This is a genomic window from Caballeronia zhejiangensis (assembly GCF_000698575.1).
Classification (GTDB): Bacteria; Pseudomonadota; Gammaproteobacteria; order Burkholderiales; family Burkholderiaceae; genus Caballeronia; species Caballeronia zhejiangensis.
In genome coordinates, this window is record NZ_JFHD01000018.1 from 42,936 (window position 1) to 64,862 (window position 21,927).

Sequence of the window (21,927 nt, forward strand, 5' to 3'; positions counted from 1 at the left end):
CGGAGTCCGACGCTGCATCAAACAAGTGAGTTGCACGGAAATGACTAACGGAGGAACTCCCTCCGCTAGTCCGCGAAAGTTCGCAGCTCAGCGGTGTGCCCGCGAATGCCCGAGCCGACAGGCTGAGCATCAGCAGAACGACAGTAAGGAATTGGCGCCAGTTTGTCATGAGGCAAGAGTCTAGCACGCGGGTTTATACCCGTTGCAAGCTACGGCGGATTAGTTGACAGGACGATACACAGGTGAGCATGACGCGACCGTGGCTCGAAAATGACCAAGCTGTAATGGAAGACCCTAAAATTACCGAAATGTCATTTTCGCGTCATGTGCTTGACTGACAGCCGTTGCTAACCTTACCGACGCCCTCTGCGATTGAAAGGCTCAATATGCGCATACTCCTCGTCGAAGACGAACAAAAAATGACGTCATATCTGCATAAGGGGTTAACCGAGGCGAGCTTCAACGTCGACGTTGCATCAAACGGAAAGGACGGCCTTTTCCTCGCCTTGCATGAAGACTTTGATATTGTCGTCCTAGACGTGATGCTTCCCCAATTAGACGGCTTCGAAGTGCTTCGCCGGTTGAGGCAACAAAAATCGACACCGGTGCTCCTTCTTACTGCCCGGGACACGGTGGAGGACAAGGTCAAAGGGCTCGAGTTGGGGGCCGACGATTATCTTTCAAAGCCATTCGCGTACGCGGAGTTCCTGGCGCGCGTCAAGTCTTTGCTTCGACGCTCGCCGCGCGGAGCGCGCGACGTAATCAACATCGCTGACCTCGAAATTGAACTCTTCAAGCGACGCGCCCGTCGTGGAAACGTTCGTATTGATTTGACAGCCCAGGAATTCGCGCTCCTTCAATTGCTGGCAGAGCGCCAAGGAGAGGTGCTGACGCGTACCTTCATCACGTCCCAACTCTGGGACATGAATTTCGACAGCGACACAAACGTCGTCGACGTCGCCGTTAAGCGCCTGCGGGCCAAAATCGATGCTCCTTTTGAAAGAAAACTGCTCCATACAGTGCGCGGCATGGGCTACGTACTGGAGGAGCGCACATGAAGGCGGATGGGCAGCATTATTCACTGTCCGGCCGCCTTGCGCTCGCCTTCCTCGGCGTCGCGGCGATGGTATTCGCGTTAATGGGTGCGTTCCTGTATACGTCGCTCTCATCAGAACTTCAGCGACGCGATGATATCGAGATTGACGGAAAGCTCAGTCAGTTCCGACAACTCATTCACAACACCGGGACAGTCGCAGGCGTCCGCGACGCCAGCAATATGTTTCACGAAATTCTGCTATCTCATCCGGGCGTATATTTGACGGTCCTGGACCGAGCGGGCGCGATAGTGGTTCAACACCCGGAAACGCCCGGTGGTCTGTTGTCCGCTTACGAGCCGCGGCGACTGCAAGGGTTCCCTTACACGTGCTCGCCCGAAGCGATTGGGTCTGCAAGATGCATTTTTTCAAGCGAGACCCTGCCCTCCGGGGAGACCGTGCGCATACTTCTCGCGCGCAGTGCTTCTGACAGAGTTTCCCTGCTGGCTAGTTACCGCTTGGACGTTTGGGCTGCGGCGGCAATTGGTTCGGCGCTGGTAGGACTTCTTGGTTATCTCGTGGCGAGGCGCGGACTTACGCCGGTGAAAAGTATTGGCCGCCAGGCGTCTCGCATCGAGGCGCACAACTTGAGTGAACGACTCAATATTGAGCGCGGCCCAGTCGAATTGCACGAAATAGCGCACTCGGTAAATCGAATGCTGGACCGCTTGGAGCGCGCGTTCGTCCGGTTGTCGCAATTTTCATCGGACCTCGCTCATGACATGCGCACGCCGCTCGCGAACGTAATCAGCTCTTCGCAAATCACGCTATCCAAGACCAGGAGCGTTGAGGAGTATGAAGCGCTTCTCGACTCCAACATCGAAGAGTGCGAGCGGCTTCAGCGCATGATTGGAAATATGCTGTTCCTTGCTCGGACCGATAATGCTCAGCAAGCCATCACGACTGTCGATGTAGATATCGCTTCAGAGCTTCGACGGCTCGCGTCCTATTTTGACGGTCTAGCCGAGGAACGCGGCAATTCGCTACGCGTTCAGGGCGACGGTACTATTCGCGCCGATACAACGATGTTTCGACGAGCAGTTAGTAATCTTGTAAGCAATGCCTTGGACCATGCATCTCCCGGTTCCACCATCGAGTTGCGAGGTTCCAACGGGCGCGGTTATACCGCCGTCTCCGTTACTAACGAAGGCGTCGAAATACCCGCCACGGACGTCGAAAAGATATTCGACCGATTCTATCGGCTAGACCCTGCCCGACACGATTCCGGGAAGAATGCGGGTTTGGGCCTTGCCATCGTCAAATCTATTATGGAACTGCACCGCGGCAAAATTGACGTGCAAAGTGCCGCTGGTCGGACGACGTTTACTCTATATTTCCCAACGAGCGATTCTGCTGCAATCAATGAGGTCGTCCCCGCCTGAAAACGTTGTCAGCATTGTTTCTCGAATAGGCTTGTCGCGCCAAGGGTAGCCCGGAGCAGAATTTGTGATTGTACTAAACCCGACGAATGCACGCCTGAGTTTCGTCGACATGAAGAGTTAGAAAGTGGACGATTCGTGTTGGCAAGGAGCCGCAAGACTTGTCGCGGCTCAGAGCAACAAATCCCGTCGCTGCTCCCGTAGGACATTAAATTGCCCTGCGACCATGAGCGGTGATTCGCAAAGTATCCTTGAAACATCACGAGCGATGCACAAATGGGGAATTCGCCAGCCATGATTGATTGCTCGTTGCCATCCCTGCAGAATGACGGAGCAATCCTGGCCGGCCGCGAGGGCAAATCGGCGATTAAATGCGCCTGGAGCAGCTAACCGCGAGAGAGCTCGCCGCGTGCTTGAATCACGCATCTGACACCTCGCCCTTCGTTCGGGTCAGTCCTGCGAGAATTTTTCTCCGGAGAAGTCAACGGTGACCAATTTCCCATCCATTTTTCCCATGCCAGGAGAATTCATCGGCATTCCCGGCGCGGCGACACCGCGCACTGCCCGTTGAGCAACTAACTTTTTTATAGCTGATGCAGGAACGTGGCCTTCAATGACTTGATTCGTGGCGCTCACGACAGCGGTATGGCAGGAACGCACGAAGGTCGGTACGCTTAGCTGGTCCTTAACCGCTTGAAGGTTGCTCGTATCAACGACGTTAGTCGCGAAACCCGCAGTCCTTACATGTTTAACCCAACCTTCGCAGCAGGCACAATCAGGGCTTTTATATATCGTGACCGTGACAGCCGCGGCATGCGCTATCGGCGCTCCAAGCATAAAAGCCGCTGTGATAAAAAGACGTTTCATGTTCGCTTCCGAAAATCCGAACTGCTTCTGAAACGTTATATTAGCGGAATTGCGAGGACCGCGACACCGAGAAAAAGCGACGTGGCGTCGCACCCGGCAGATTGACGGTAACTCGAGCGTCTCTCACCGGCTATTAAGAGCTGTCAGGTCAACCGGGCGACGCGCTATTCTTGTTACTGCTATCCTCGGGGCTAAAGTCCGGCTTAGGACGCTTCTACTTTTTTGTCCCGTACTAGGTAATTCTTGGTTCTCCTGGCAACTGCCCCCGTCGTCTACATCAAACAAAATAACCTTGCTCACCATAAACAGCGAAGCTTGGGCTAGCGACCGTTACTTCCATCGTTTGCTCTCTCTTTTTCTATGAGAGAGGTGTCGGCAAAAAATTACAGTCAAATGGCAGTTTTATCATTTTCGCGTCATCGTGAAGCAGCTTCGGACTTGTACACTGAAGAGAAGGCCAATATGAATTTTGGTCAACGGAAGAATGCGATGAAACTCATTATTGCAATCGCGACGCTCATGCTGCTGACAGTAGGAGTCAATGGCGTAGCCTATGGCGATGAAGGTCCGTTGAACCGGGGGAAAACGCGCGAGGAGGTTCGGCGTGAACTCGTCCAGGCCTACAAGGATGGTATTTTGCCTTTTCGACGGTCGGAGTACCCGCCTAGCGCGGCTTCCATGAAAAAGAACAAGGACGCATACGCTCGCGCTCACCCTGAGAAGACTTTAGAGTTCGACACGCCCAGCAAAGCAACAAGTCACTGAACCCGATTGTGCTGCACCTGAGCACCGCGCTTTCCGCTGTTTTAAACGTTCGCGCCAGCCGTGATATGTTCTTTTTGTGGTTTTAGACAAAAAACTTTAGCGAGCTCAACATACATTTGGTTTTTGCTCGGAGCACCTGCCACCCGGTCACTTCAGCGCAACGGATGGTCTTCGGTTTGATGCTCCGCTTCAATTTGATGCTCATTCCTCGGCGGCTGACTTCTGTGCGATGACGAGCCGTTGCAGGTTAAGAGAATCGCTCACGTTGCCGCCGATGCCATCCTGTTCCGTCGGTCGTAACCAATCTCATTTCGGTCGCCGCCAGCATGCTCAATGGGCTTCAATTTACGTCGGTGCGTCCTATTCGAGAAGTTGTCCGCTATCAAGGAAACAAAGTTGGGCCCGCGATTGCGCTCAGGCATGTCGAGAAAATCCCGAGCGCGGTCTAAAGATGGACGCTTCAAGGCGGAAGTCACCGGAAAACACAGGCTTGAAGCTTGCTAGCGTGAAACCTGTCGCGGGACTCCATCAGGGAAAGCGGACGCCACGAGGCCTTGGCGTTGCATTTCCCGCGGTTCCTGCGCGTGAATTGGAAGACATGCGCAATCGGAGAACAAGCTTGACCTTCCCGCAATGGGAAGGTTCAGCATCAGAGCTTCTAACTGCTGGAGCCAGCAATGAAATTCGAAGTCAAGGACATGTCATGTGGCGGATGTGCGAGCGCCATCACGCAAGCCATCACGCGGGAGGACGCCGCAGCCAGTGTGGCAATCGACGTGGCCGGCAAGGTTGTCGAGGTCGATTCGACCGTGTCCCAGGAACTGGTCATGGCAGCAATCGAAGCCGCGGGTTTTCATCCCACGGTGCTCGCTTCATGAAGCCGAGCATATCTCCGATGCGATATATGCTTGGCGCTCTTGCCGTCGCGATACTCGCAAGTACACCCGCCTTGGCGGAGAACGTCATCGTTCTAAACTCGGCGGACGCGAGTGTAAGTCTCATCGACCAGGCGAGTCAGAAAGTCGTTGACACTTTCCCGGTCGGTAAAGAGCCGCACCATCTGATGGCGACGCCAGACAACCAGTCTCTGATTGTCGCAAACTCGGTGGGCAATAACCTCGTGTTTCTGGACCCGAAAACAGGTAAGACTCAGAGGTGGGTTCCCGACATCGAAGACCCATATCAGCTTGGCTTTTCTTACGACCGGAAGTGGTTCGTCACCAACGGACTGCGTCTTGACCGTGTGGATATTTACCACTACGACGGCAAGAATGTCTCGCTCGCCAAGCGGGTGCCGCTCGCTAAGATGCCAAGCCACATGATTTTCACGGCCGACAGCAAGATTGTCTTCGTCACGTTGCAGGAGTCCGGAGAAGTTGCCGCCATCGACCTTGCGACACAGACAGTGCTGTGGAAGATGTCTGTTGGCAAAGCGCCGGCAGGACTGTGGCTCACGCCCGGCGACAAGTATCTGCTGATTGGCATGACCGGTGCTGACTATGTGGCCGTCATTGACTGGCGGGCGCGCAAAATCGTGAAGACAATTCACACGGATAGAGGGGCGCACAACTTCCGCTCCCTTGCCGACGGCCAACATGTGCTCGTGACGAATCGGGTCGGCAATACCATCAGCATCCTAGACCAGAACACGCTGACTAATGTGGGAACCATCGCAGGGTTGCTGCCCGGGCCCGATGACATGGAGCTCACGCCCGACCGGCGATACCTGTGGGTCACGTTCCGTTTCACGCGCTATGTCGGCGTTATCGACATGAAGACGTTGAAGCTCGTGAACACTATCAAGGTCGGGAAATCACCGCACGGCATTTACTTCTATAACCGCGCACCGCTGATGTAGCAGTCTTCGCAGGAGGTTGCGATGCAGATTGTCACTGCCCTCGGTCACGCGTTGTGGATGTCCTTCACAATGTTGTGGCAGATATTCTGGGGGCTGAGTCTCGGCTTCCTGTTTTCCGCTTTGATTGAAGTCGCTGTCTCCAAGTCGGAGATGTCGAAGCTTCTTCCGAATGCGTCCGCCGGGTCGCTGACAACTGCCAGTCTGCTCGGCGCTGCCTCGTCCTCCTGCTCCTATGCCGCCGTCGCGATGACCCGCTCCATCGTGCGCAAGGGAGGCGACTTCACGGCCGCGATGGCGTTCCAGTTCGCAGCAACCAATCTCGTGCTCGAGCTCGGCGTGCTGATGTGGGTGCTGATTACCTGGCAGTTCGCAGCCGCTGAGTTCATCGGCGGCCCAGTCATGATTGTCGTCTTGTCGCTACTCTTCCGATTCTTTCTCAAGGGCTCGCTGAAAAGCGAGGCTATCGAACAGGCGAACGAGGGTATTGCCGGCAGCATGGAGGGTCACGCCGCCATGTCGATGAGCAAACAGCAAGGGACCTGGAAGCAACGTCTCGCTTCCAGAGAGGGTTGGATAGCCATCAGTCACGGCTACGTGATGAACTGGTCGATGCTTTGGCGCGATATTGCAATAGGGTTGCTTATCGCGGGCGCGCTCGGCGCATGGGTGCCGGACAGCTTCTGGCAGAAATTCTTCCTCGTCAGCCACCCTACGGTCGCGATGATTTGGGGCGCGTTTGTAGGCCCGCTGATTGCCGTTGCGTCGTTCACCTGTTCCGTGGGTAACGTGCCGCTCGCAGCAGTACTGTGGAACGGTGGCATCAGCTTCGGTGGCGTCGCTTCTTTCATCTTTGGCGACCTCATCATTCTCCCCATCCTCAACATCTACAGGAAATACTACGGCGGCCGCATGACGGTGTTCCTCGCTGTGACCTTCTATCTTTCAATGGTTTCAGCGGCACTCGTGGTCGAAGGGCTTTTCCAGTCGCTCGGGTGGGTGCCGAGCGAACGCCACACGGCAGTCGTCGACGCAGCGATTACATTCAACTACACGACCGTACTCGACATCATCTTTGGTGCAATCTTCATCGTCTTGACAGTCGTATTTTTCAGGACAGGTGGTCCGGAGATGATGCGCATGATGGAGGGCGACCATCACGAGCACGGCGCTCACGGGCATCACTCTGGACATGCCGATGCGCATCATCATCGCCAGGACCCATCCAACTGATTTCACTTGCAAGGAGCTCCAGCATGAAATACGTAACCTTCCTCAATGTCATCTCCGTCTGTGCTGGCGTGGCCCTCTCGGGCGCTTCGCTCGCGGTGCACGCACAGCAGAGTGCGTCGATGCCCGCCATGAGTATGGCCGGGTCGACCGCCGGTGATTCGAACCCTGCAACCCATGCCTTCAAGGAGGGCGGCGAACAGATGATGAAAAACATGAGTGCTCCGCCCTACACGGGCAACACCGACAAGGACTTTGTGGCGCACATGATTCCCCATCACCAAGGCGCCGTGGATATGGCGAAGGTGGAGTTGAAGTACGGAAAGGACCCCGACATGAAGCGACTGGCCAAGAACATTATCAAGGCACAAGATGAGGAGATTGCTTACATGAAGAGGTGGCAAGCCAAGCACGCTGGCGAATGATGTGTCAGCGTGCAGGCGGACTGCTGACGTGCAGCGCGTGCATCAGATGACAGGCTGGAGTGGTAATGGACGACCGTGCCCGTCGCAAGGACAGACGTAAAACCCTGACGGAGCAAACGAAGTCGGCGATGCGAGAGCGGCTCGAAGGGCGAGGCGCGCGGGTGTTCCTGCCGTTTTTTGGCCCGGCGGTCGTCGTCTCAATCGCCTACATGGACCCAGGGAATTTCGCGACGAACATTCAGGCTGGCGCGAAGTACGGCTATACGCTCCTCTGGGTTGTGCTGTTGGCGAATCTAATAGCCATGCTGTTTCAGGCGCTTTCGGCGAAGCTGGGGATAGTTACCGGACGAAACCTCGCTGAGCTCTGCCGCGAACACTTTCCGAAGTCCCTCGTCCTTCTCATGTGGGGCGTGAGCGAGGTGGCCGCGATGGCCACGGATTTGGCCGAGTTTCTGGGCGGAGCAGTCGGTCTATCCCTGCTGTTCCACATGCCTTTGTTTGTCAGCATGGTTGTCACCGCTCTCGTGACCTACGCGCTTCTGTTGTTTGAGCGCGCCGGTTTCCGTCCGCTCGAACTTGCAATCGGGGGGCTGGTGGGCGTGATTGGCTTGTCTTACCTAGCCGAACTGTTCATCGTACGGGTCGCCTGGCCAGAAGTCTTCACGCATACCTTTTCGCCACGTCTTCCAGATTCAGAAGCTCTCACTATTGCTGTCGGCATCATTGGTGCCACCGTCATGCCACATGCGTTGTTCCTCCATTCTGGGTTAACTCAAAGGCGCATGCTCCCAGAGACAGAAGCTGAACGCACCACGCTACTGGCGTATTCGAACCTCGAGGTGGTCATCGCGCTGAGCACTGCCGGCCTTATCAATATGGCCATGGTCATCATGGCTTCCGGCGCATTCCACGAGGGACACCCTGATGTCGCCGAAATCGAGACGGCATATCACACATTGGCACCGCTGCTGGGCATTGGCGCTGCAGGCATTTTTCTACTTGCCCTAATCGCCTCCGGGATATCAAGCTCGGTCGTGGGAACGATGGCCGGCCAGATGATTATGCAGGGATTCGTTGGCTTTCGTATCCCGCTATGGGTGCGGAGGGTCGTGACCATGTTGCCCAGTTTTGCGGTAGTCGGCTTCGGCGTAAATGCTACAACTGCGCTCGTCATCAGTCAGGTCGTGTTGAGCCTGGCGTTGCCGTTTCCGATGCTGGCGCTGCTATGGTTTAGTAGCCGACAGGACATCATGGGTGTCCGCAAGAATAGCGCATCTACGACCATACTGGCCGCGGGGGCAGCGGTCATCGTCCTGGCACTCAACGCGTTCTTGTTGCTGCAAACGTTCGGATTAGCACGAGGATAATCGCGGCTCGTGAGGCCGATGAACCGCTGCCTCCTAGCCCAGATGAGTTCCTCGATGTTTCTCAAGCGTGGTTTCCATCGAGGTTAAACCTTGCATAATTCCACACTCTTTGACCGCCGCGTCGCCCGCGCAACGGGCGCGCAGAGTACCCAGTTGTTCCCGCAGGCGGACAAGTTCTGCGATACGTTCGTCGACATGCGCGATGTGCTCGTCCAGCAGCGAGTCAATGGTGCCGCATCCGATGCTCGGCTCGTACGATGCGGACAGCAGCGCTCGAACTTCATCGTGCGTCATGTCAAGCGCGCGGCAGTTTCGTATGAAGCGGAGACGGTCGATGTGGGCGGGAGTGTAGTTACGATAGTTCGCCTCGGTCCGCTCAGGCGGCGGGAGTAAGCCTTCCTTTTCGTAGAACCGGACCGTGTCTGTTGTGCAGTTGGCCGCCTTTGCCAGTTCGCCAATTCTCATACATCTGTCCCCCAAAAAACCCTTGACCTTGGAGTTCCTCCAAGGTGTTTACTGGGAGCATATACCAAGCGGATAGCAGACATGGAAGATTGTTGCGGTAAAAAAAGCTCGGACATCGCGTTGCAACAGGCCAAAACAAAGCGCGAGACGCACGATGGTTGTTGCCGTGGAAATACCTGCGCAGACATACTCGATGAAGATGCGACAGGACGGGTGCATGACGACGCAGGGCATTCGACCAATCGTCACGTTCATGAGCATCGCCGAGACGCGCAATGTGACCACGTCCATGGACACGACCACGCACCGCATGGTGGGTACAGTAAAGCGCAGCCCGCTCTGGCTGCGCTCACTCAGTCTTCGGCGGTCGGAGGCTTGGTCAGCACTCAGATGCGGATAATGCAGATGGACTGCCCGACGGAGGAAGCGCTCATTCGCAAGAAGCTCGGCGGAATGGCTGAGGTCTCCGAGATGCAATTCAATCTCATGCAGCGGGTCCTCACAGTAGTTCATCGGCCCGACGGTCTCCAAGCAGTCGTCAAAGCGCTTTCGACTCTTGGGTTCACGCCGGAACTCGGCGACGAAGCGGCCGCACGTCACGCTCCGAGGCAGGTCAAGAGGTCCTGGTGGCCATTGGTCATCGCCGGTGTCGCCGCGTTCGGTGCAGAAGTTTCCGACTGGCTCGGTGCGTCAGTGTGGGTCGTAGCAGGGCTTGCCTTGGTGGCCGTTGCGTGTTCCGGTATTGGCACCTACAAGAAGGGCTGGGTCGCCATCAAGAATCTGAACCTGAACATCAACGCGCTGATGAGCATCGCGGTTACGGGCGCGTTGGCCTTAGGCCAATGGCCCGAGGCTGCGATGGTGATGGTGCTGTTCACAATTGCCGAGCTCATCGAGGCGAAATCGCTCGACCGAGCCCGCAACGCAATCGAAGGGTTGATGAGCCTCGCGCCCGAAACCGCGACGGTCAAGCAGGCAGATGGTTCGTGGGTCGACGTTGACGCGGCACGCGTCGACTTGGGCGCGATTGTGCGCGTACGTCCTGGAGAACGTATTGCGCTTGACGGGGCTGTCACAGAGGGGCGTACCACGGTCAACCAGGCACCAATTACTGGCGAAAGTATGTCGGTTGAAAAAGGTCTCGGCGATAACGTCTTCGCAGGCACCATCAACGAATCGGGTTCATTCGAGTTTCAAGTCACCGCTGCGGCGAACAATTCGACGCTCGCGCGCATCATTCATGCGGTCGAGGACGCTCAAGGCACCAAAGCCCCGACGCAGCGATTTGTCGACCAGTTCGCCAAGGTCTACACCCCGATTGTCTTCGTGGTTGCGCTTGGCGTCGCCATCGTTCCGCCGCTCCTTTTCGCCGGCGCATGGTTTGACTGGGTCTACAAGGCACTGGTGCTGCTCGTCATCGCTTGCCCTTGCGCACTTGTGATTTCGACGCCGGTTTCTATAGTTAGTGGTCTTGCTTCCGCTGCTCGCAAAGGCATTCTGGTCAAGGGCGGCACATTCCTCGAGCAGGGTCGGAGGCTTCGTTGGCTTGCACTCGACAAGACGGGCACTATTACCTACGGTAAGCCGGTGCAAGTCGCCTTCGAGCTCCATGCGACCGACATCGAAAGCATGTTCGTGCGCTCTATTGCGGCCAGCTTGTCGAGTCGCTCAGACCATCCTGTCTCGACAGCCATCACGCGAGCAGGAAATGCCGATGGCGTGGCGCGGCTCTCAGTCGAGGAGTTTGAGGCGATTCCTGGACGAGGTATCGCGGGACGCGTGGATGGTCGCCACTACTCCCTCGGTAATCACAGCCTCGTTGAGGAGCTTGGCCGTTGTTCGCAGGAACTCGAGGCTCGACTAGAACCATACGAGCGAGACGGAAAGACTGTGGTTATGCTCGCGGATAACAAGCGTGTGCTTGGTCTCTTTGTTGTTGCCGACACGGTGAAGGAATCGAGCCGCGAAGCAATCTCCGAGCTCCGCGCGCTCGGCGTGCGAACCGCGATGCTCACAGGTGACAACGGACACACTGCGGCAGCGATTGCCAAGGAAGTGGGCGTCGACCGCGCCGAGGGTGACCAGCTTCCCGAGGACAAACTGCGCGTGGTCGAGAGCCTGTCGAGTGTTAATGCGATGGTCGGCATGGTGGGTGACGGCATAAATGATGCACCAGCACTCGCGCGGGCGGACATCGGCTTCGCCATGGGTGCGATGGGTACGGATACCGCTATCGAGACGGCCGACGTCGCGCTGATGGATGACGATTTGCGCAAGATTCCCACGTTCATCCGTCTTTCGAAGGCGACCCACACGGTGTTGGTCCAGAACATCACGTTGGCGCTTGGCATAAAGGCACTCTTTCTTACACTGACCATCGGTGGACTCGGGACGATGTGGATGGCCGTGTTCGCTGACGTGGGAGCGAGCCTGCTCGTCGTTGCGAACGGCTTGCGACTGCTGCGCAAGTAGATTTGGGTAAGGGTCTCTGCTCGGTTGGCGTTCACCACGCGGTCGTCGTCGAAATTGCTCCGCCTGAGGCGCAGATAGTTTGGAGTATGGTTTTGAACCTACCTGACCATCAGAAGATGCCTGTAACACCGCTCGTAAATATCGCGAGTCGTGGCAGAGGAGAAGTCCAACCGCAGATTGCTGTCAAAGATGGACGCTAGAGCGCTGCCGCTCAGCGTGAGGCCAGTCTCAGCTTCGATGACCTTCGAAATCGATAGCGCACGACTTGTCAACATAACCCGGGCTACGACATCTTCGTCGCGCTGCATTGATTTCGACCAGAAAACGGAAGACTCGACGGTATTCTCTGTTGACATCCATCCACCGGTCGCGAATTTGGTCGCAAGGTGGGAGATGACGAGGAAGGTCAGCATCTCTGTTTGCACTTTCAAATTGCCGCTAACAGGAAATGTCATTGGGGACAAAGAGAGGCTTGGTTACGATGAAGTCCATTGTAGGACGCGTTCGACTGAGTTCAAGTCGTCGAAGCCGGCAAATCTACCGCGGCACGACGCATGGACGAAATTGAGTATCCCTGCCTCACACGTTCGGCCTGAACACGGCTCGTTCGGAACTCAGCGGAGGTGAAGACTGCATTTGGGTCTTGCTGCGCATCGGTGCGCACGTCGTGCAGGTACCCGTCGAAAACGGGACCCTAGAAAAAGGCCACACCCTACGCCGGCGGTTGTTCTCGTTGTTCTTGTATGTTGATGCGCGCGCAAAACTGACCCACTTCCGCTAGAAATTTGCATCGAAAATTGACCCACATGTTCAACTTCCTGCTTGGACGCCAAGCAGCAGAACGGAGTGATTACCGTGAGCATGTTGGCCAAGATTCGGCGGATGCATTTCCGCGACGGCGTCCCGCTTCGGGACATTGCGAGACAGACGGGGCTCTCGAGAAACACCATTCGACGTTGGCTGCGCGAGCCCACGACGGGCGAGCCCAAGTATCCGAAACGCGTCAACGACAGCGTTATTGACCCGTGGTCTGAGCAATTAAGGTTGTGGCTGGTCGCCGACACAACGCGACCTAGGCGAGAGCGTCGTTCCGCAACGCAGATATATGAGGATTTGCGCGCGTCCGGTTACGACGGGAGCTACGACCGCGTCTCAGCGTTTGTGCGCAACTGGAAGAAGGCACGCGATGCTGGGGCGCAGCGCGGTGCCTTCGTGCCGCTCGCATTCGAATACGGCGAAGCGTTCCAGTTTGACTGGAGTTGCGAGTATGTCTTTATCGGAGGGCTGAGGCGACGGATAGAAGTTGCCCACATGAAGCTCGCCGCGAGTCGTGCCTTCTGGCTGGTGGCCTATCCGACGCAAAGTCACGAGATGTTGTTCGACGCGCACGCGCGAGCGTTCGTGGCCTTAGGCGGCGTTCCTCGGCGCGGCATCTACGATTTTGTGGCCAGCCACAAAATCGTAGTTTTGTGCCCGGACTCGTTTTGTGCCCTAGCGGCCTGAGACGCGCACCGCGCCTCAAGGCTCGACTGCGAGCGGACACATAACGCAGGTCGGATGGTGGATGATCAATCTCCCTTCCCATTTTGGAACGGAGGTTGTCATGTTGGAGTACTACTACGTCAAGCCGGCCACCGTCGATCGTATTCTGGCCAACGTCGCCGGGGCTTATATCGAGCACTACGTCAGTTGGCTGCGTGCACAGGGCTATGCGGACCGCAACGTTTTCAGACGGGTGCCGATTCTTTGCCAGTTCGGCGAATTCGCAAGCGCCCGCGGCGCAACCGACGGCCAGACTGCGCTGGACCACATTGATGCCTTCGCGCAGCACTGGCTGTCGATTCACGGTAAGTCGTGCAATTCCGATATCGCTCGCGCGAAGGTCGCTTATGACGCGCGTAATCCAGTTCGACAGATGCTGGAGTTGGCGCTGTATGGCAGCGTCGGGCCACATCGTCAACGCAAGCCGTTCCCGTTCGAATCGGAAGCTCCCGGATTTGCTAGCTACTTGCGCGACGAACGCGGGTTAAGATAGACGCCTTCCTCGCTTCACGTCCGCGTGCCCGTGTGCGCAGCTACAACCACCTTGTGGGCGTAACGCGGCGATTCTTCGACTGGGCATCGATCCAAGGAGTGCTCGAGGGCAACCCGGTCAATGCCTGTTCTCGCCGCGTGACCGGCCAGCGCATCCCCTACCTGTTTAGCCTTGACGACGCGAAGCGGTTGCTCGAGGCCGCCCGAGGCATGCGTACCCGGCCGAAGGCGCCACATCGCGCGTTGGTCTACGAGATGGTGTTCGCCTTGCTGTACGGGCTGGGCTTGCGGGTCGGCGAAGTCACCAGGTTGTTGGTGGGGGACGTCGATTTCCAGAGTGCAATGCTGTCGGTGCGGGATACCAAGTTCTATAAGTCCCGGCTTGTGCCGTTTGGTCCACGCATGGGCGAGCGCCTGGCACGCTATGTCGATCGACGCTTCGGCCCGCGCCCCGATCCCGAGGCCCCGCTGTTCACGTTCACCAAGCGCGGAGCCATCCATGAAGGCACGATCAGCCTAACGTTTCACTCGCTACTGCCGCACCTCGAGTTGAACATCCCGAGCGGTGTATGCACCCCACGGCTACACGATCTGAGGCATGCCTTCGCGGTCGGAACCTTGTTGCGTTGGTATCGCTCGGGAATCGATCCGAATTCGCGCTTGATCCATCTGTCAACCTTCCTCGGACATGCAGACCCGGCATCCACTGCCGTGTACCTGACGATCACCGAGGAGTTGTTGCACGAAGCCGACAGACGATTTCGGATGTTCGTACCTGGAGGAGAACAATCATGAGCACCGTCGGGCAGGTGTTGTTCAGCTTCTTCGAAGACTATCTGAAGGTCCAGAAGGGACTACGTCCCGGATCGGTCAGGAGTTACCGAGACACGATCAAGCTGTTCCTCGCCTTCGTTTCTCACGCGCGTCGCAAACCGGTCACTCGTCTCAGTCTGACGGATCTATCATCGCAGAGGGTACTCGAATTCCTGCAGATGATCGAGGTTCAGCGCCACAACAAGCCGCAAACGCGCAACCAGCGCTTGGCCGCGTTGCATACCTTCTATCGCTTTGTGGCGTTACATCACTGCGAGATGTTGGCCGAGGCAGAGCGCGTCGAGGCTATCCCGAACAAGCGGACATCGCCCGCGCCAACGCGCTACTTGGAACACGATGAGATCGACCGGCTATTCCGGACGCTTGCTTCGCAGGGGACGCTGCGCGATCAAGCCTTGCTGATGCTGCTGTACAACACGGGTGCTCGCGTACAGGAGATCGCCGATCTGCGCGTCGGCGATGTCGATCTCGAGGGGCCGCTGCGCGTGCGACTACATGGCAAGGGCGACAAGTGGCGGGGCTGCCCCATCTGGCCCGAAACGGCCGCTTTGCTCAAGGAATTGGATACGGTGCAGGGCGGCGACGCGAAAGCAGCACTCTTCGTTTCGAGTCGACGCCAACCGCTGACGCGCTTTGGTATCTACAAACTCGTCAGGCGGAACACGCAGAACCTTGTGCGAAGCGATGGCCACGATCAAGGCAGGAATATTTCGCCCCATGTGTTTCGACACACGACCGCGGTCCGATTGCTGGAGTCGGGAGTTGAAACCAACGTCATCCGTGCCTGGCTCGGTCATGTCAGTCTCGACACAACTAATCGGTACGCCGAGATCACGATGCGAACCAAGCAAGCCGCTCTCGCAGCATGCATGCCTCCGACGGCTTCGGCGGCATCCCCGCCTCGCGACGGATGGCACCAAGACAAAGACCTGATGAAGTGGCTGCAATCGCTTTGAAGCTTATGTGCCTCGCGGCCGGTGACTCGTCAATGCCGGTGCGCGTCTCAGGCCGCTAGGGCACAAAACGAGTCCGGGCACAAAACTACGACAACATGAAGACCGCCGTCGACAAGGTTGGGCCGGGCAAGGAGAGAGCCATCAATGCGCGGTTCCACGCGATGTGCGGCCACTATCTCTTCGAGCCTGAATTCTGCAACCGAGCGGCCGGCTGGGAGAAAGGCATCGTCGAGAAGAACGTTCAGGACCGGCGCCGACAGATTTGGCACGATGCAATCAATATCCGGTGGGAATCGCTCGAGGTCCTTAACATATGGTTGGCCGAGCGATGCCAACAGGCCTGGAAGCAGCTGAGACATCCACAATGGCCGGAACTGAGCGTCGAAGACGCCTTGGCCGACGAACGTCCACGGCTGATGCAGGTTCCAAAGCCCTTCGACGGCTACATTGAGAAGCCGGTGCGCGTCTCGCCGACGAGTTTGGTGCATCTCGACCGGAACCGTTACAGCGTGCCGACGGAGTATGCCCATCAAATCGTCAGCCTCCGGAGCTATCCAACCTACATCAGCGTCGTGGCGGATGGCGCCGAGATTGCGCGCCATCCACGCAGTTTCGACCGTTATCAAACCTTCTACGACTGGCGGCACTACATCAATCTCGTGGAGCGTAAGCCCGGTTCCTTGCGAAACGGGGCCCCGTTCTTGACGATGCCCGAACCAATGCTTCGTCTGCAGAGACACTTGTTGAAGCAAACCGGTGGCGACCGCGTGATGGTTCAGGTTCTCGCTGCGACTCCCGTTCATGGATTGGAAGCCGTGCTCGTCGCCGTGGAATTAGCGCTCGAGTCCGGACGCCCGAGCGGTGACCATGTCCTCAACATCCTTGCTCGACTAAAAAGTCCGTCGCAGCGTCCGGGTGACGTTGTGAGAACAGCAATCACGCTCAAGGTCGAACCGCTTGCAGACGTTCGCCGTTACGAGCGGCTGCGAGTTACGCGCAATGAGGAGGATGGTCATGTCGAATGAAACAGCTGCACTTCTCAAATCGTTGAAGCTTCACGGAATGGCGCAAGCATGGCCCGAACTGGTAGCGCAGGCGCGTCACAACGACTTCGACCCGGAGCAATTCATGCAGATGCTGCTGAAGGCGGAGACTGCTGAGCGGCAGGTCCGGTCAATCAACTACCAAATGGCCGCAGCTCGTTTCCCTGCCCATCGTGACATCGCCGGGTTCGACTTCGGGCAGGCGAATGTCGATGAAGCTCTTGTGCGAGAACTCCATACTGTTCGATTCTGCGAATCCGCGCAAAACATTGTGTTCATCGGTGGCCCGGGCACAGGAAAGACGCATCTTGCGACGTCCATCGGCATCGAAGCGATACAGCATCACGGGAAGCGAGTTCGATTCTTTACCACCGTTGAGCTTGTGAATCAGCTCGAAGCCGAGAAGGCCGCCGGCAAACCGGGACAGCTGGCGAATCGCTTGATGTACGTCGACGCCATCGTTCTGGACGAGCTGGGCTATCTCCCATTCACTCAAACGGGTGGCGCACTGTTGTTTCATCTCTTCTCGAAACTATACGAGCGTACGAGCATTCTCGTTACGACCAACCTAAGCTTCACCGAATGGTCGAACGTGTTCGGCGACGCGAAGATGACGACTGCGCTGCTTGACCGTCTGACGCACCACTGCCATATCGTCGAAACAGGCAACGATTCTTGGCGCTTCAAAAACAGCACCGCGGGGCAGCCCGCTTCGCGGGCTGCAACCCGGAAAAGCTCACCCAGACGACAAAAAGAGGAGGAAATCGACGCACCAGAATGATGTTTCTGCACATCAGGGGTGGGTCAATTTTAGATGCAAAAAGTGGGGGTGCGGCTTTCGGGGGTGCGGTCGAATTGCTCGCAGAGAAATGGCCGCAAGGCCCGAGAGGGGTGTGTTCTGGAACCAAATTCTAGCCAATCCGTGGTCCGTTGGTGCTCTGAGATCGTGCGGAAGTTCGCGATGATTTGAGCAAATCGTCGATGGTCGGACAGCGTATCGAAGCGTCCGTCGTAGATCGAGCGCAGCGTTCCGAGATCGGGCGGCTGGACATGCAGTTGTCGACCGAGGTGCCGCCACAGCATCGCAGGTATCTGGCGATATGAATCCAGCGATCGGCCGGACATTCGTATGAACCCGACGTGCAACGCAACGGCGAGACGATATAATTCAGATCGCCGCGTCTCGATGAGCGCGATCTCTTGCTTCGAGAACGTGAAGAAAGTGTTGAGTTCAAACTCGCTCAGATCGCGGGGTACTTGACGGATCCCAAGATAGCCTGTTCGCCAGCTTTCCATCGTCTGTGCTCCGCGGCGATCACGAAGCGATCCAGCCTAGCGGCGCAAAATCGGCGGCGCTACGGTACAAATCGGGATGCCGACCTGGCATCGGCTGTCCAGCCGACAGCAACCAGCGGCGATTCTTTACAATTGACATAATGTAGCGCGAAACGAGTCTAGTCAGCGGATGGTTCTTGACATAAGGCCTCCCGAATTAAAATGCGATAAGTTAGGTTATGTAAAATTGCTACGGTATGCGAAGCAGACGGTTTTTTGCTCAGGACGCGCAGCGAAACACCGAGCTTCAGTTTCAGGGTCCGGCTGAATCCGGCGACCCTCCAGTGGCCACGGCGTCTCCGGAGCGTGTTCTCAATTCAGACGCCTTTCCTCGATATTTTGAGACTGCTCGCCAGCCCGCCAACGACGGTGGAACTTGCGACTCAAAGACAGACGCGAAAGTGACCGGCGTTGTTGAATCGGCGTATCAGACGCTCAAGAGGATCATCGGTCTGCCGGGGTCCCGGATGCCCTCTGTTGCCACGACCGCAGCAATCCGTTGCCGATTGAGTTGGAACGCGAGCTGAAGTTGTGATACAGATGCGTCTCGACGTGACGAAGAACACATCGGAGGACTTTGCGATGTTGCGGCGCTTTGGCCTCTTTGGGCCGCCCGCACTGATCTTCTACGACAGTAACGGAAGACAGGAACGCGACGCGCAGCTCGTCGGATTCGTCGGTGCCGATGCGTTCCTGGCGCACCTGAAGAAGTGGGGACAGTGAAATGAAGCCATCTGACGACGTCATGCGGGACCGGTACGACATGGATGATCGTCGGCCCGGTCCCTGCGCACGTGGAAGCGAACCCCATTTATCGGTCCGTTCGGACGGTGCCTACTGACGAGTTACGTTTTTCGCACATTAGCGGCCCGAGATCTGATCGTGTTGATCCGCACTCGGCGATCTTTCACCGGCATGGGTTGTAGCAGCGTGAATCTCTTTGTTGCGCGCAAGTACCGCCTCGGTCGGTGGATATTGAGTCTTGCTTGCCGGTGTGATGCCCTCGTGACGAGCTTGAATGAGTTCTTGACGGACTTGCTCACGCGACTTGGACTGCGCGATCGCCACTTCCGAAACCAGACCCAGCGTCGCACATACAGTCAGCATCGCGCCCACAACCTTCTTCGCATTCATTTCAGTTTCTCCAGGAGTTAATTGCCGAATGGCAATTCTGTGAGTGGATTATGGCAACTGGACGCTTTGCCAACATGATCTGAATATGAAAGTATCGTCATTTTGATCTCATAGACCAGGCTCTGATAGAAGCCTTGCAGAGCGCGTTCGTCTCAAATGAATGAGGGCGATCAAGATTGATTCCTAGTGGACCATTCGCTCGATTACTGCGACCAACTTTCGCTGTGTGCCTTGCCCTTCGCGTTGTGCCCTTTCCCAAGACCTATCCTATAAAACCCGTTCTTCACAACGCCGTCCCTTTCATTCCATTTCAATCGTCAACACGCGGCGCGACGATTCTTGCGTCACTCGGCTCGATCCCGCGGAAAGATACACGGGTGTGCCTTCACGTGCAGATTCGCGCTCGTACAAGGATGCCCCGCATAATCGACTTGGTTGTTGGATGGTAGCGCCGAGGACTTTTGTTTCGTGACGTCGTTGGATGACGGCAACATGTTTGCATCGAACGAACCAAACTGAGCGCATCCCGCAAGGGTAATTGCGGTGATTGCAGTACATGCAACAAGCGTCTTTCTACGCATAAGGTCCACCAATCTGAGTTAATCCTGACTCCACCGCTCTGCTCTCAGAGATCGAGCAGATTTACAGTGTTATGGTGGCTTAGAAGCGAATTGCGGCGATGACGCGGAAATGATATTTTCATCATGTTGGCGTCATCTACGTGCTTGCGAATACGGTGACGAACGGTCCCTCCTTCACTTATCTTCTCTCTAACAGATTTCTCATTTTCGCGTCACGCTGACGAAGGGGCTAACACGCATACTGTTCTCCAAGACGCGCCGATTGGGCGTCTGAATCAACGGAGAAAAGAGATGAAAGCAATCAAATTCGCAGCGTTGCTTGTTACCGCGTCTGTCACGCTCGGCGCAATTTCAAACGTTGCTATGGCGCAAGGTAAGTCACGCGCACAAGTCCATCAGGAGCTTGTCCAGGCTCAGCACGAGGGCGTTGTGCCGACGAGCAAGACCCAGTATCCGCCTACTGAAGCGCAAGTCGCTCGCAATAAGCAAGTGCACGCCACGTCTCGACATGCTGGCGAAGTAACGCCAAACGTGGATCATCACGACTCGGTTGCTGCTCGATAGCGCCGTCTGATCGCAAATAACGCGCGCGTGATTGAGCTCTGCGCGCGTTCGCTTTTTCTCGGTCGACGGCGATAAACCACTTCAACGCGTTGATTGAAAATCAGAGCGCAGGTGGGACGTCTCGAATACGTTGGATCGGAAAGCTAACCCAGAACCTTGTTTTGACATGGGGTTGACTCTCGACTCCGCAGTTTCCCCCGTGACTGCCAGCAATAGATTTCACAATAGCGAGACCGAGACCAGAGCTGGATGATCGCGAATGGCGAGAGGGATCGACACGGTAGAACCTGTCAAAGATGCGATCCACGTGTACCGGTTCGATTCCTGGTCCGGTGTCCGTGACGCTAATGACAGACTGGTCGCCGCGTTCCTCGCAACTAACATCGATTGTGCTACCAGAAGGCGCATGAGCGATCGCATTGGAGACGAGATTGCTCAGCGCTCGTTGAAAAAGAAGCAGATCAGCATCTATACGCGCGTGTCCAGAAATGCGGATACTCAAATCTGTGTCCTCCGCCAACGACTCATAGAAGCCCGCTACCCTGCCTGCCTCCAATGCTCCATCGAGCCGTCTGATCTTCAGCATTGCATCAGCTTGTTCGGCACGCGCGATGAAAAGCATATCTTCGATCATTCGCGAGAGGCGTTGATACTCGTCGATGCTCGATTCAATTACGTCCTTATAATCTTGCGCGGAACGCTCGTGGGTCAAGGCAACTTGTGCCGCCGCCTGTAAGTTGGTGAGCGGGGTGCGCATGTCATGCGCAAGGTTTGACGAAAACTCGCTTAAACGCGTGAACGACTCGTTGAGCCGTTCGACCATGCCGTTGAAGGCGAGTTCGAGTTCCTTGAGCTCACCGGACGTATCCAGTGACGGCAAGGGATGCGCGAGTCTCGAAGTGGACATCTGCTCGGCGCGAGCGGCGAGCTGCCTCAAGGGTTTTAGGCCAAATCTGGCAATCCCGTATGCGAGCGCTGAGGCGAGCATCACCCCGAGTACTTCGATCACAATGATCGTATAAGCATAAGCTCGAAGAAGTTCTGCATCATTCTTGCCGTCGTACTGCAGCACGACGCGAACACTCTCGCCAGGCGAAGCGTTTAGCGGCGTCGCGGCGGTGAGATAGCGCTTCTTGGAGTTCGATCTGTCAAGGCTAACCGCGTAGGGCGACCGCTTGGCGATCATCGGCGTGGACGGTTGGAACCCGGGCGTCTGAAGCAACCGTGCTCCTTTACTATCGTAGATCGCCATGGCCATGTTGGGGTGATCATGAAGCTGATCCGTCCACATCTCCGGATTGCGCGCGATCTCGTCCGCGGTTTTGATCTCGTCGAAGTGGCTCCTGAGCGCCGTCAGAATGCTCGACATCTGCTCGGTCGCGGTCCATTCAATACGGCTTCGCAAAGCCTCGTAGAGCGCCAGGCCGCTCAAAGCGAGCACAGTCGAAGTGGACACGACGATCAGGACGGTCAACCTGGCGCGCAGGGTTCTCGGAAAGTCGCGCTTCATCGTCTGACGCTTGAGGT

General features: G+C 56.6%; 19 protein-coding genes and 3 pseudogenes. 17 read left to right on the top strand and 5 right to left on the bottom strand.

Annotated features, from left to right (window positions below; genetic code table 11):
- Positions 1-386: 386 nt before the first annotated feature.
- Entirely contained in the window at positions 387-1,058 is a 672-nt protein-coding gene (locus tag BG60_RS21610; RefSeq protein ID WP_029672341.1) for a heavy metal response regulator transcription factor, read from the top strand.
- Positions 1,055-2,476, top strand: coding sequence for a heavy metal sensor histidine kinase (locus tag BG60_RS21615; protein ID WP_034472854.1), 1,422 nt, complete (start codon positions 1,055-1,057; stop codon positions 2,474-2,476). Before BG60_RS21610 ends, BG60_RS21615 begins: the two co-directional genes overlap by 4 nt.
- Before the next feature lie 447 nt (positions 2,477-2,923).
- On the opposite strand, the gene BG60_RS37055 is transcribed toward BG60_RS21615, so the two are convergent.
- Entirely contained in the window at positions 2,924-3,340 is a 417-nt protein-coding gene (locus BG60_RS37055) for a DUF411 domain-containing protein (protein WP_029672339.1), read from the bottom strand.
- A 489-nt stretch (positions 3,341-3,829) separates the two neighbouring features.
- Here BG60_RS37055 and BG60_RS21620 point away from each other — a divergent pair, with 489 nt between their 5' ends.
- The 6 genes from BG60_RS21620 to BG60_RS21645 all read left to right on the top strand — a co-directional run bounded on the left by BG60_RS21620 (position 3,830) and on the right by BG60_RS21645 (position 8,982).
- Positions 3,830-4,105, top strand: a complete 276-nt coding sequence (locus BG60_RS21620) for a DUF4148 domain-containing protein (protein WP_063897290.1) — start codon at positions 3,830-3,832, stop codon at positions 4,103-4,105.
- Positions 4,106-4,782: 677 nt separating this feature from the next.
- Complete coding sequence (locus BG60_RS21625; RefSeq protein ID WP_029672337.1) at positions 4,783-4,983, top strand: heavy-metal-associated domain-containing protein; 201 nt, start codon at positions 4,783-4,785, stop codon at positions 4,981-4,983.
- A gap of 17 nt (positions 4,984-5,000) precedes the next feature.
- Positions 5,001-5,963 carry a YVTN family beta-propeller repeat protein gene (locus tag BG60_RS21630; RefSeq protein ID WP_029672336.1) on the top strand — a complete coding sequence of 321 codons (963 nt, stop codon included), beginning with the start codon at positions 5,001-5,003 and terminating at the stop codon, positions 5,961-5,963.
- Positions 5,964-5,984: 21 nt separating this feature from the next.
- The gene (locus BG60_RS21635) at positions 5,985-7,193 is read left to right on the top strand and encodes a permease (RefSeq protein ID WP_029672335.1); all 1,209 of its coding nucleotides are present in this window, start codon (positions 5,985-5,987) and stop codon (positions 7,191-7,193) included.
- A 23-nt stretch (positions 7,194-7,216) separates the two neighbouring features.
- Positions 7,217-7,615, top strand: coding sequence for a CopM family metallochaperone (gene copM / locus BG60_RS21640; RefSeq protein WP_029672334.1), 399 nt, complete (start codon positions 7,217-7,219; stop codon positions 7,613-7,615).
- A gap of 65 nt (positions 7,616-7,680) precedes the next feature.
- Positions 7,681-8,982 carry an Nramp family divalent metal transporter gene (locus BG60_RS21645; RefSeq protein WP_029672333.1) on the top strand — a complete coding sequence of 434 codons (1,302 nt, stop codon included), beginning with the start codon at positions 7,681-7,683 and terminating at the stop codon, positions 8,980-8,982.
- A gap of 33 nt (positions 8,983-9,015) precedes the next feature.
- Here the strand turns inward: BG60_RS21645 and cadR are convergent, their stop codons facing one another.
- Positions 9,016-9,447 (bottom strand): Cd(II)/Pb(II)-responsive transcriptional regulator, encoded by a 432-nt coding sequence (cadR, locus tag BG60_RS21650; protein ID WP_033536745.1) that lies wholly within the window; start codon positions 9,445-9,447, stop codon positions 9,016-9,018.
- Between the two features lie 81 nt (positions 9,448-9,528).
- On the opposite strand from cadR, the gene BG60_RS21660 reads away from it, so the two are divergent.
- The 7 genes and pseudogenes from BG60_RS21660 to istB all read left to right on the top strand — a co-directional run bounded on the left by BG60_RS21660 (position 9,529) and on the right by istB (position 17,567).
- Entirely contained in the window at positions 9,529-11,919 is a 2,391-nt protein-coding gene (locus BG60_RS21660) for a heavy metal translocating P-type ATPase (RefSeq protein ID WP_375294348.1), read from the top strand.
- A gap of 855 nt (positions 11,920-12,774) precedes the next feature.
- Positions 12,775-13,359: pseudogene (gene istA / locus BG60_RS21670) on the top strand (IS21 family transposase); the annotation flags it as partial.
- 163 nt (positions 13,360-13,522) lie between these two features.
- Positions 13,523-13,954 (top strand): hypothetical protein, encoded by a 432-nt coding sequence (locus BG60_RS21675; protein ID WP_029672327.1) that lies wholly within the window; start codon positions 13,523-13,525, stop codon positions 13,952-13,954.
- Between the two features lie 32 nt (positions 13,955-13,986).
- Positions 13,987-14,748 (top strand): tyrosine-type recombinase/integrase, encoded by a 762-nt coding sequence (locus BG60_RS21680; protein WP_144403836.1) that lies wholly within the window; start codon positions 13,987-13,989, stop codon positions 14,746-14,748.
- Positions 14,745-15,743 (top strand): tyrosine-type recombinase/integrase, encoded by a 999-nt coding sequence (locus BG60_RS21685; RefSeq protein WP_029672325.1) that lies wholly within the window; start codon positions 14,745-14,747, stop codon positions 15,741-15,743. The genes BG60_RS21680 and BG60_RS21685 overlap by 4 nt, the downstream gene beginning before the upstream one ends.
- Positions 15,744-15,829: 86 nt before the next feature.
- Positions 15,830-16,768: pseudogene (locus BG60_RS21690) on the top strand (Mu transposase domain-containing protein); the annotation flags it as partial.
- Entirely contained in the window at positions 16,752-17,567 is an 816-nt protein-coding gene (gene istB / locus BG60_RS21695; RefSeq protein ID WP_375294349.1) for an IS21-like element helper ATPase IstB, read from the top strand. The pseudogene BG60_RS21690 and the gene istB, both read left to right, overlap by 17 nt.
- A gap of 101 nt (positions 17,568-17,668) precedes the next feature.
- Here the strand turns inward: istB and BG60_RS21700 are convergent.
- Positions 17,669-18,082 (bottom strand): annotated as a pseudogene (locus tag BG60_RS21700) (DUF4158 domain-containing protein); the annotation flags it as partial.
- A gap of 579 nt (positions 18,083-18,661) precedes the next feature.
- Between BG60_RS21700 and BG60_RS21705 the strand changes: the two are divergent.
- Positions 18,662-18,844 carry a hypothetical protein gene (locus BG60_RS21705; protein ID WP_033537010.1) on the top strand — a complete coding sequence of 61 codons (183 nt, stop codon included), beginning with the start codon at positions 18,662-18,664 and terminating at the stop codon, positions 18,842-18,844.
- 138 nt (positions 18,845-18,982) lie between these two features.
- Here BG60_RS21705 and BG60_RS21710 read toward each other — a convergent pair whose 3' ends face one another.
- On the bottom strand, positions 18,983-19,255 hold the full coding sequence (locus tag BG60_RS21710) for a DUF4148 domain-containing protein (RefSeq protein WP_033537011.1): 273 nt from the start codon (positions 19,253-19,255) through the stop codon (positions 18,983-18,985).
- An 872-nt stretch (positions 19,256-20,127) separates the two neighbouring features.
- Here BG60_RS21710 and BG60_RS37070 point away from each other — a divergent pair.
- Positions 20,128-20,400: a DUF4148 domain-containing protein gene (locus tag BG60_RS37070; protein WP_075583537.1), complete on the top strand. Its 273-nt coding sequence runs from the start codon at positions 20,128-20,130 to the stop codon at positions 20,398-20,400.
- A 100-nt stretch (positions 20,401-20,500) separates the two neighbouring features.
- On the opposite strand, the gene BG60_RS21715 is transcribed toward BG60_RS37070, so the two are convergent.
- A complete protein-coding gene (locus BG60_RS21715) occupies positions 20,501-21,910 on the bottom strand; it encodes a heavy metal sensor histidine kinase (protein WP_033537034.1) in 1,410 nt (469 codons plus the stop codon).
- Positions 21,911-21,927: the final 17 nt, after the last annotated feature.

What these genes read in the sequence shown, in the direction of transcription:
- copM (WP_029672334.1), top strand. Translation starts at nt 7,217, where the DNA reads ATGAAATACGTAACCTTCCTCAATGTCATCTCCGTCTGTGCTGGCGTG.
- BG60_RS21685 (WP_029672325.1), top strand. Translation starts at nt 14,745, where the DNA reads ATGAGCACCGTCGGGCAGGTGTTGTTCAGCTTCTTCGAAGACTATCTG.
- BG60_RS21630 (WP_029672336.1), top strand. Translation starts at nt 5,001, where the DNA reads ATGCGATATATGCTTGGCGCTCTTGCCGTCGCGATACTCGCAAGTACA.
- BG60_RS21635 (WP_029672335.1), top strand. Translation starts at nt 5,985, where the DNA reads ATGCAGATTGTCACTGCCCTCGGTCACGCGTTGTGGATGTCCTTCACA.
- BG60_RS21610 (WP_029672341.1), top strand. Translation starts at nt 387, where the DNA reads ATGCGCATACTCCTCGTCGAAGACGAACAAAAAATGACGTCATATCTG.
- BG60_RS21715 (WP_033537034.1), bottom strand. Translation starts at nt 21,910, where the DNA reads ATGAAGCGCGACTTTCCGAGAACCCTGCGCGCCAGGTTGACCGTCCTG.
- BG60_RS21660 (WP_375294348.1), top strand. Translation starts at nt 9,529, where the DNA reads ATGGAAGATTGTTGCGGTAAAAAAAGCTCGGACATCGCGTTGCAACAG.
- cadR (WP_033536745.1), bottom strand. Translation starts at nt 9,447, where the DNA reads ATGAGAATTGGCGAACTGGCAAAGGCGGCCAACTGCACAACAGACACG.
- BG60_RS21615 (WP_034472854.1), top strand. Translation starts at nt 1,055, where the DNA reads ATGAAGGCGGATGGGCAGCATTATTCACTGTCCGGCCGCCTTGCGCTC.
- BG60_RS21705 (WP_033537010.1), top strand. Translation starts at nt 18,662, where the DNA reads ATGCGTCTCGACGTGACGAAGAACACATCGGAGGACTTTGCGATGTTG.
- BG60_RS21625 (WP_029672337.1), top strand. Translation starts at nt 4,783, where the DNA reads ATGAAATTCGAAGTCAAGGACATGTCATGTGGCGGATGTGCGAGCGCC.
- BG60_RS21675 (WP_029672327.1), top strand. Translation starts at nt 13,523, where the DNA reads ATGTTGGAGTACTACTACGTCAAGCCGGCCACCGTCGATCGTATTCTG.
- BG60_RS21710 (WP_033537011.1), bottom strand. Translation starts at nt 19,255, where the DNA reads ATGAATGCGAAGAAGGTTGTGGGCGCGATGCTGACTGTATGTGCGACG.
- BG60_RS37070 (WP_075583537.1), top strand. Translation starts at nt 20,128, where the DNA reads ATGAAAGCAATCAAATTCGCAGCGTTGCTTGTTACCGCGTCTGTCACG.
- BG60_RS21620 (WP_063897290.1), top strand. Translation starts at nt 3,830, where the DNA reads ATGAAACTCATTATTGCAATCGCGACGCTCATGCTGCTGACAGTAGGA.
- BG60_RS37055 (WP_029672339.1), bottom strand. Translation starts at nt 3,340, where the DNA reads ATGAAACGTCTTTTTATCACAGCGGCTTTTATGCTTGGAGCGCCGATA.
- BG60_RS21645 (WP_029672333.1), top strand. Translation starts at nt 7,681, where the DNA reads ATGGACGACCGTGCCCGTCGCAAGGACAGACGTAAAACCCTGACGGAG.
- istB (WP_375294349.1), top strand. Translation starts at nt 16,752, where the DNA reads ATGGTCATGTCGAATGAAACAGCTGCACTTCTCAAATCGTTGAAGCTT.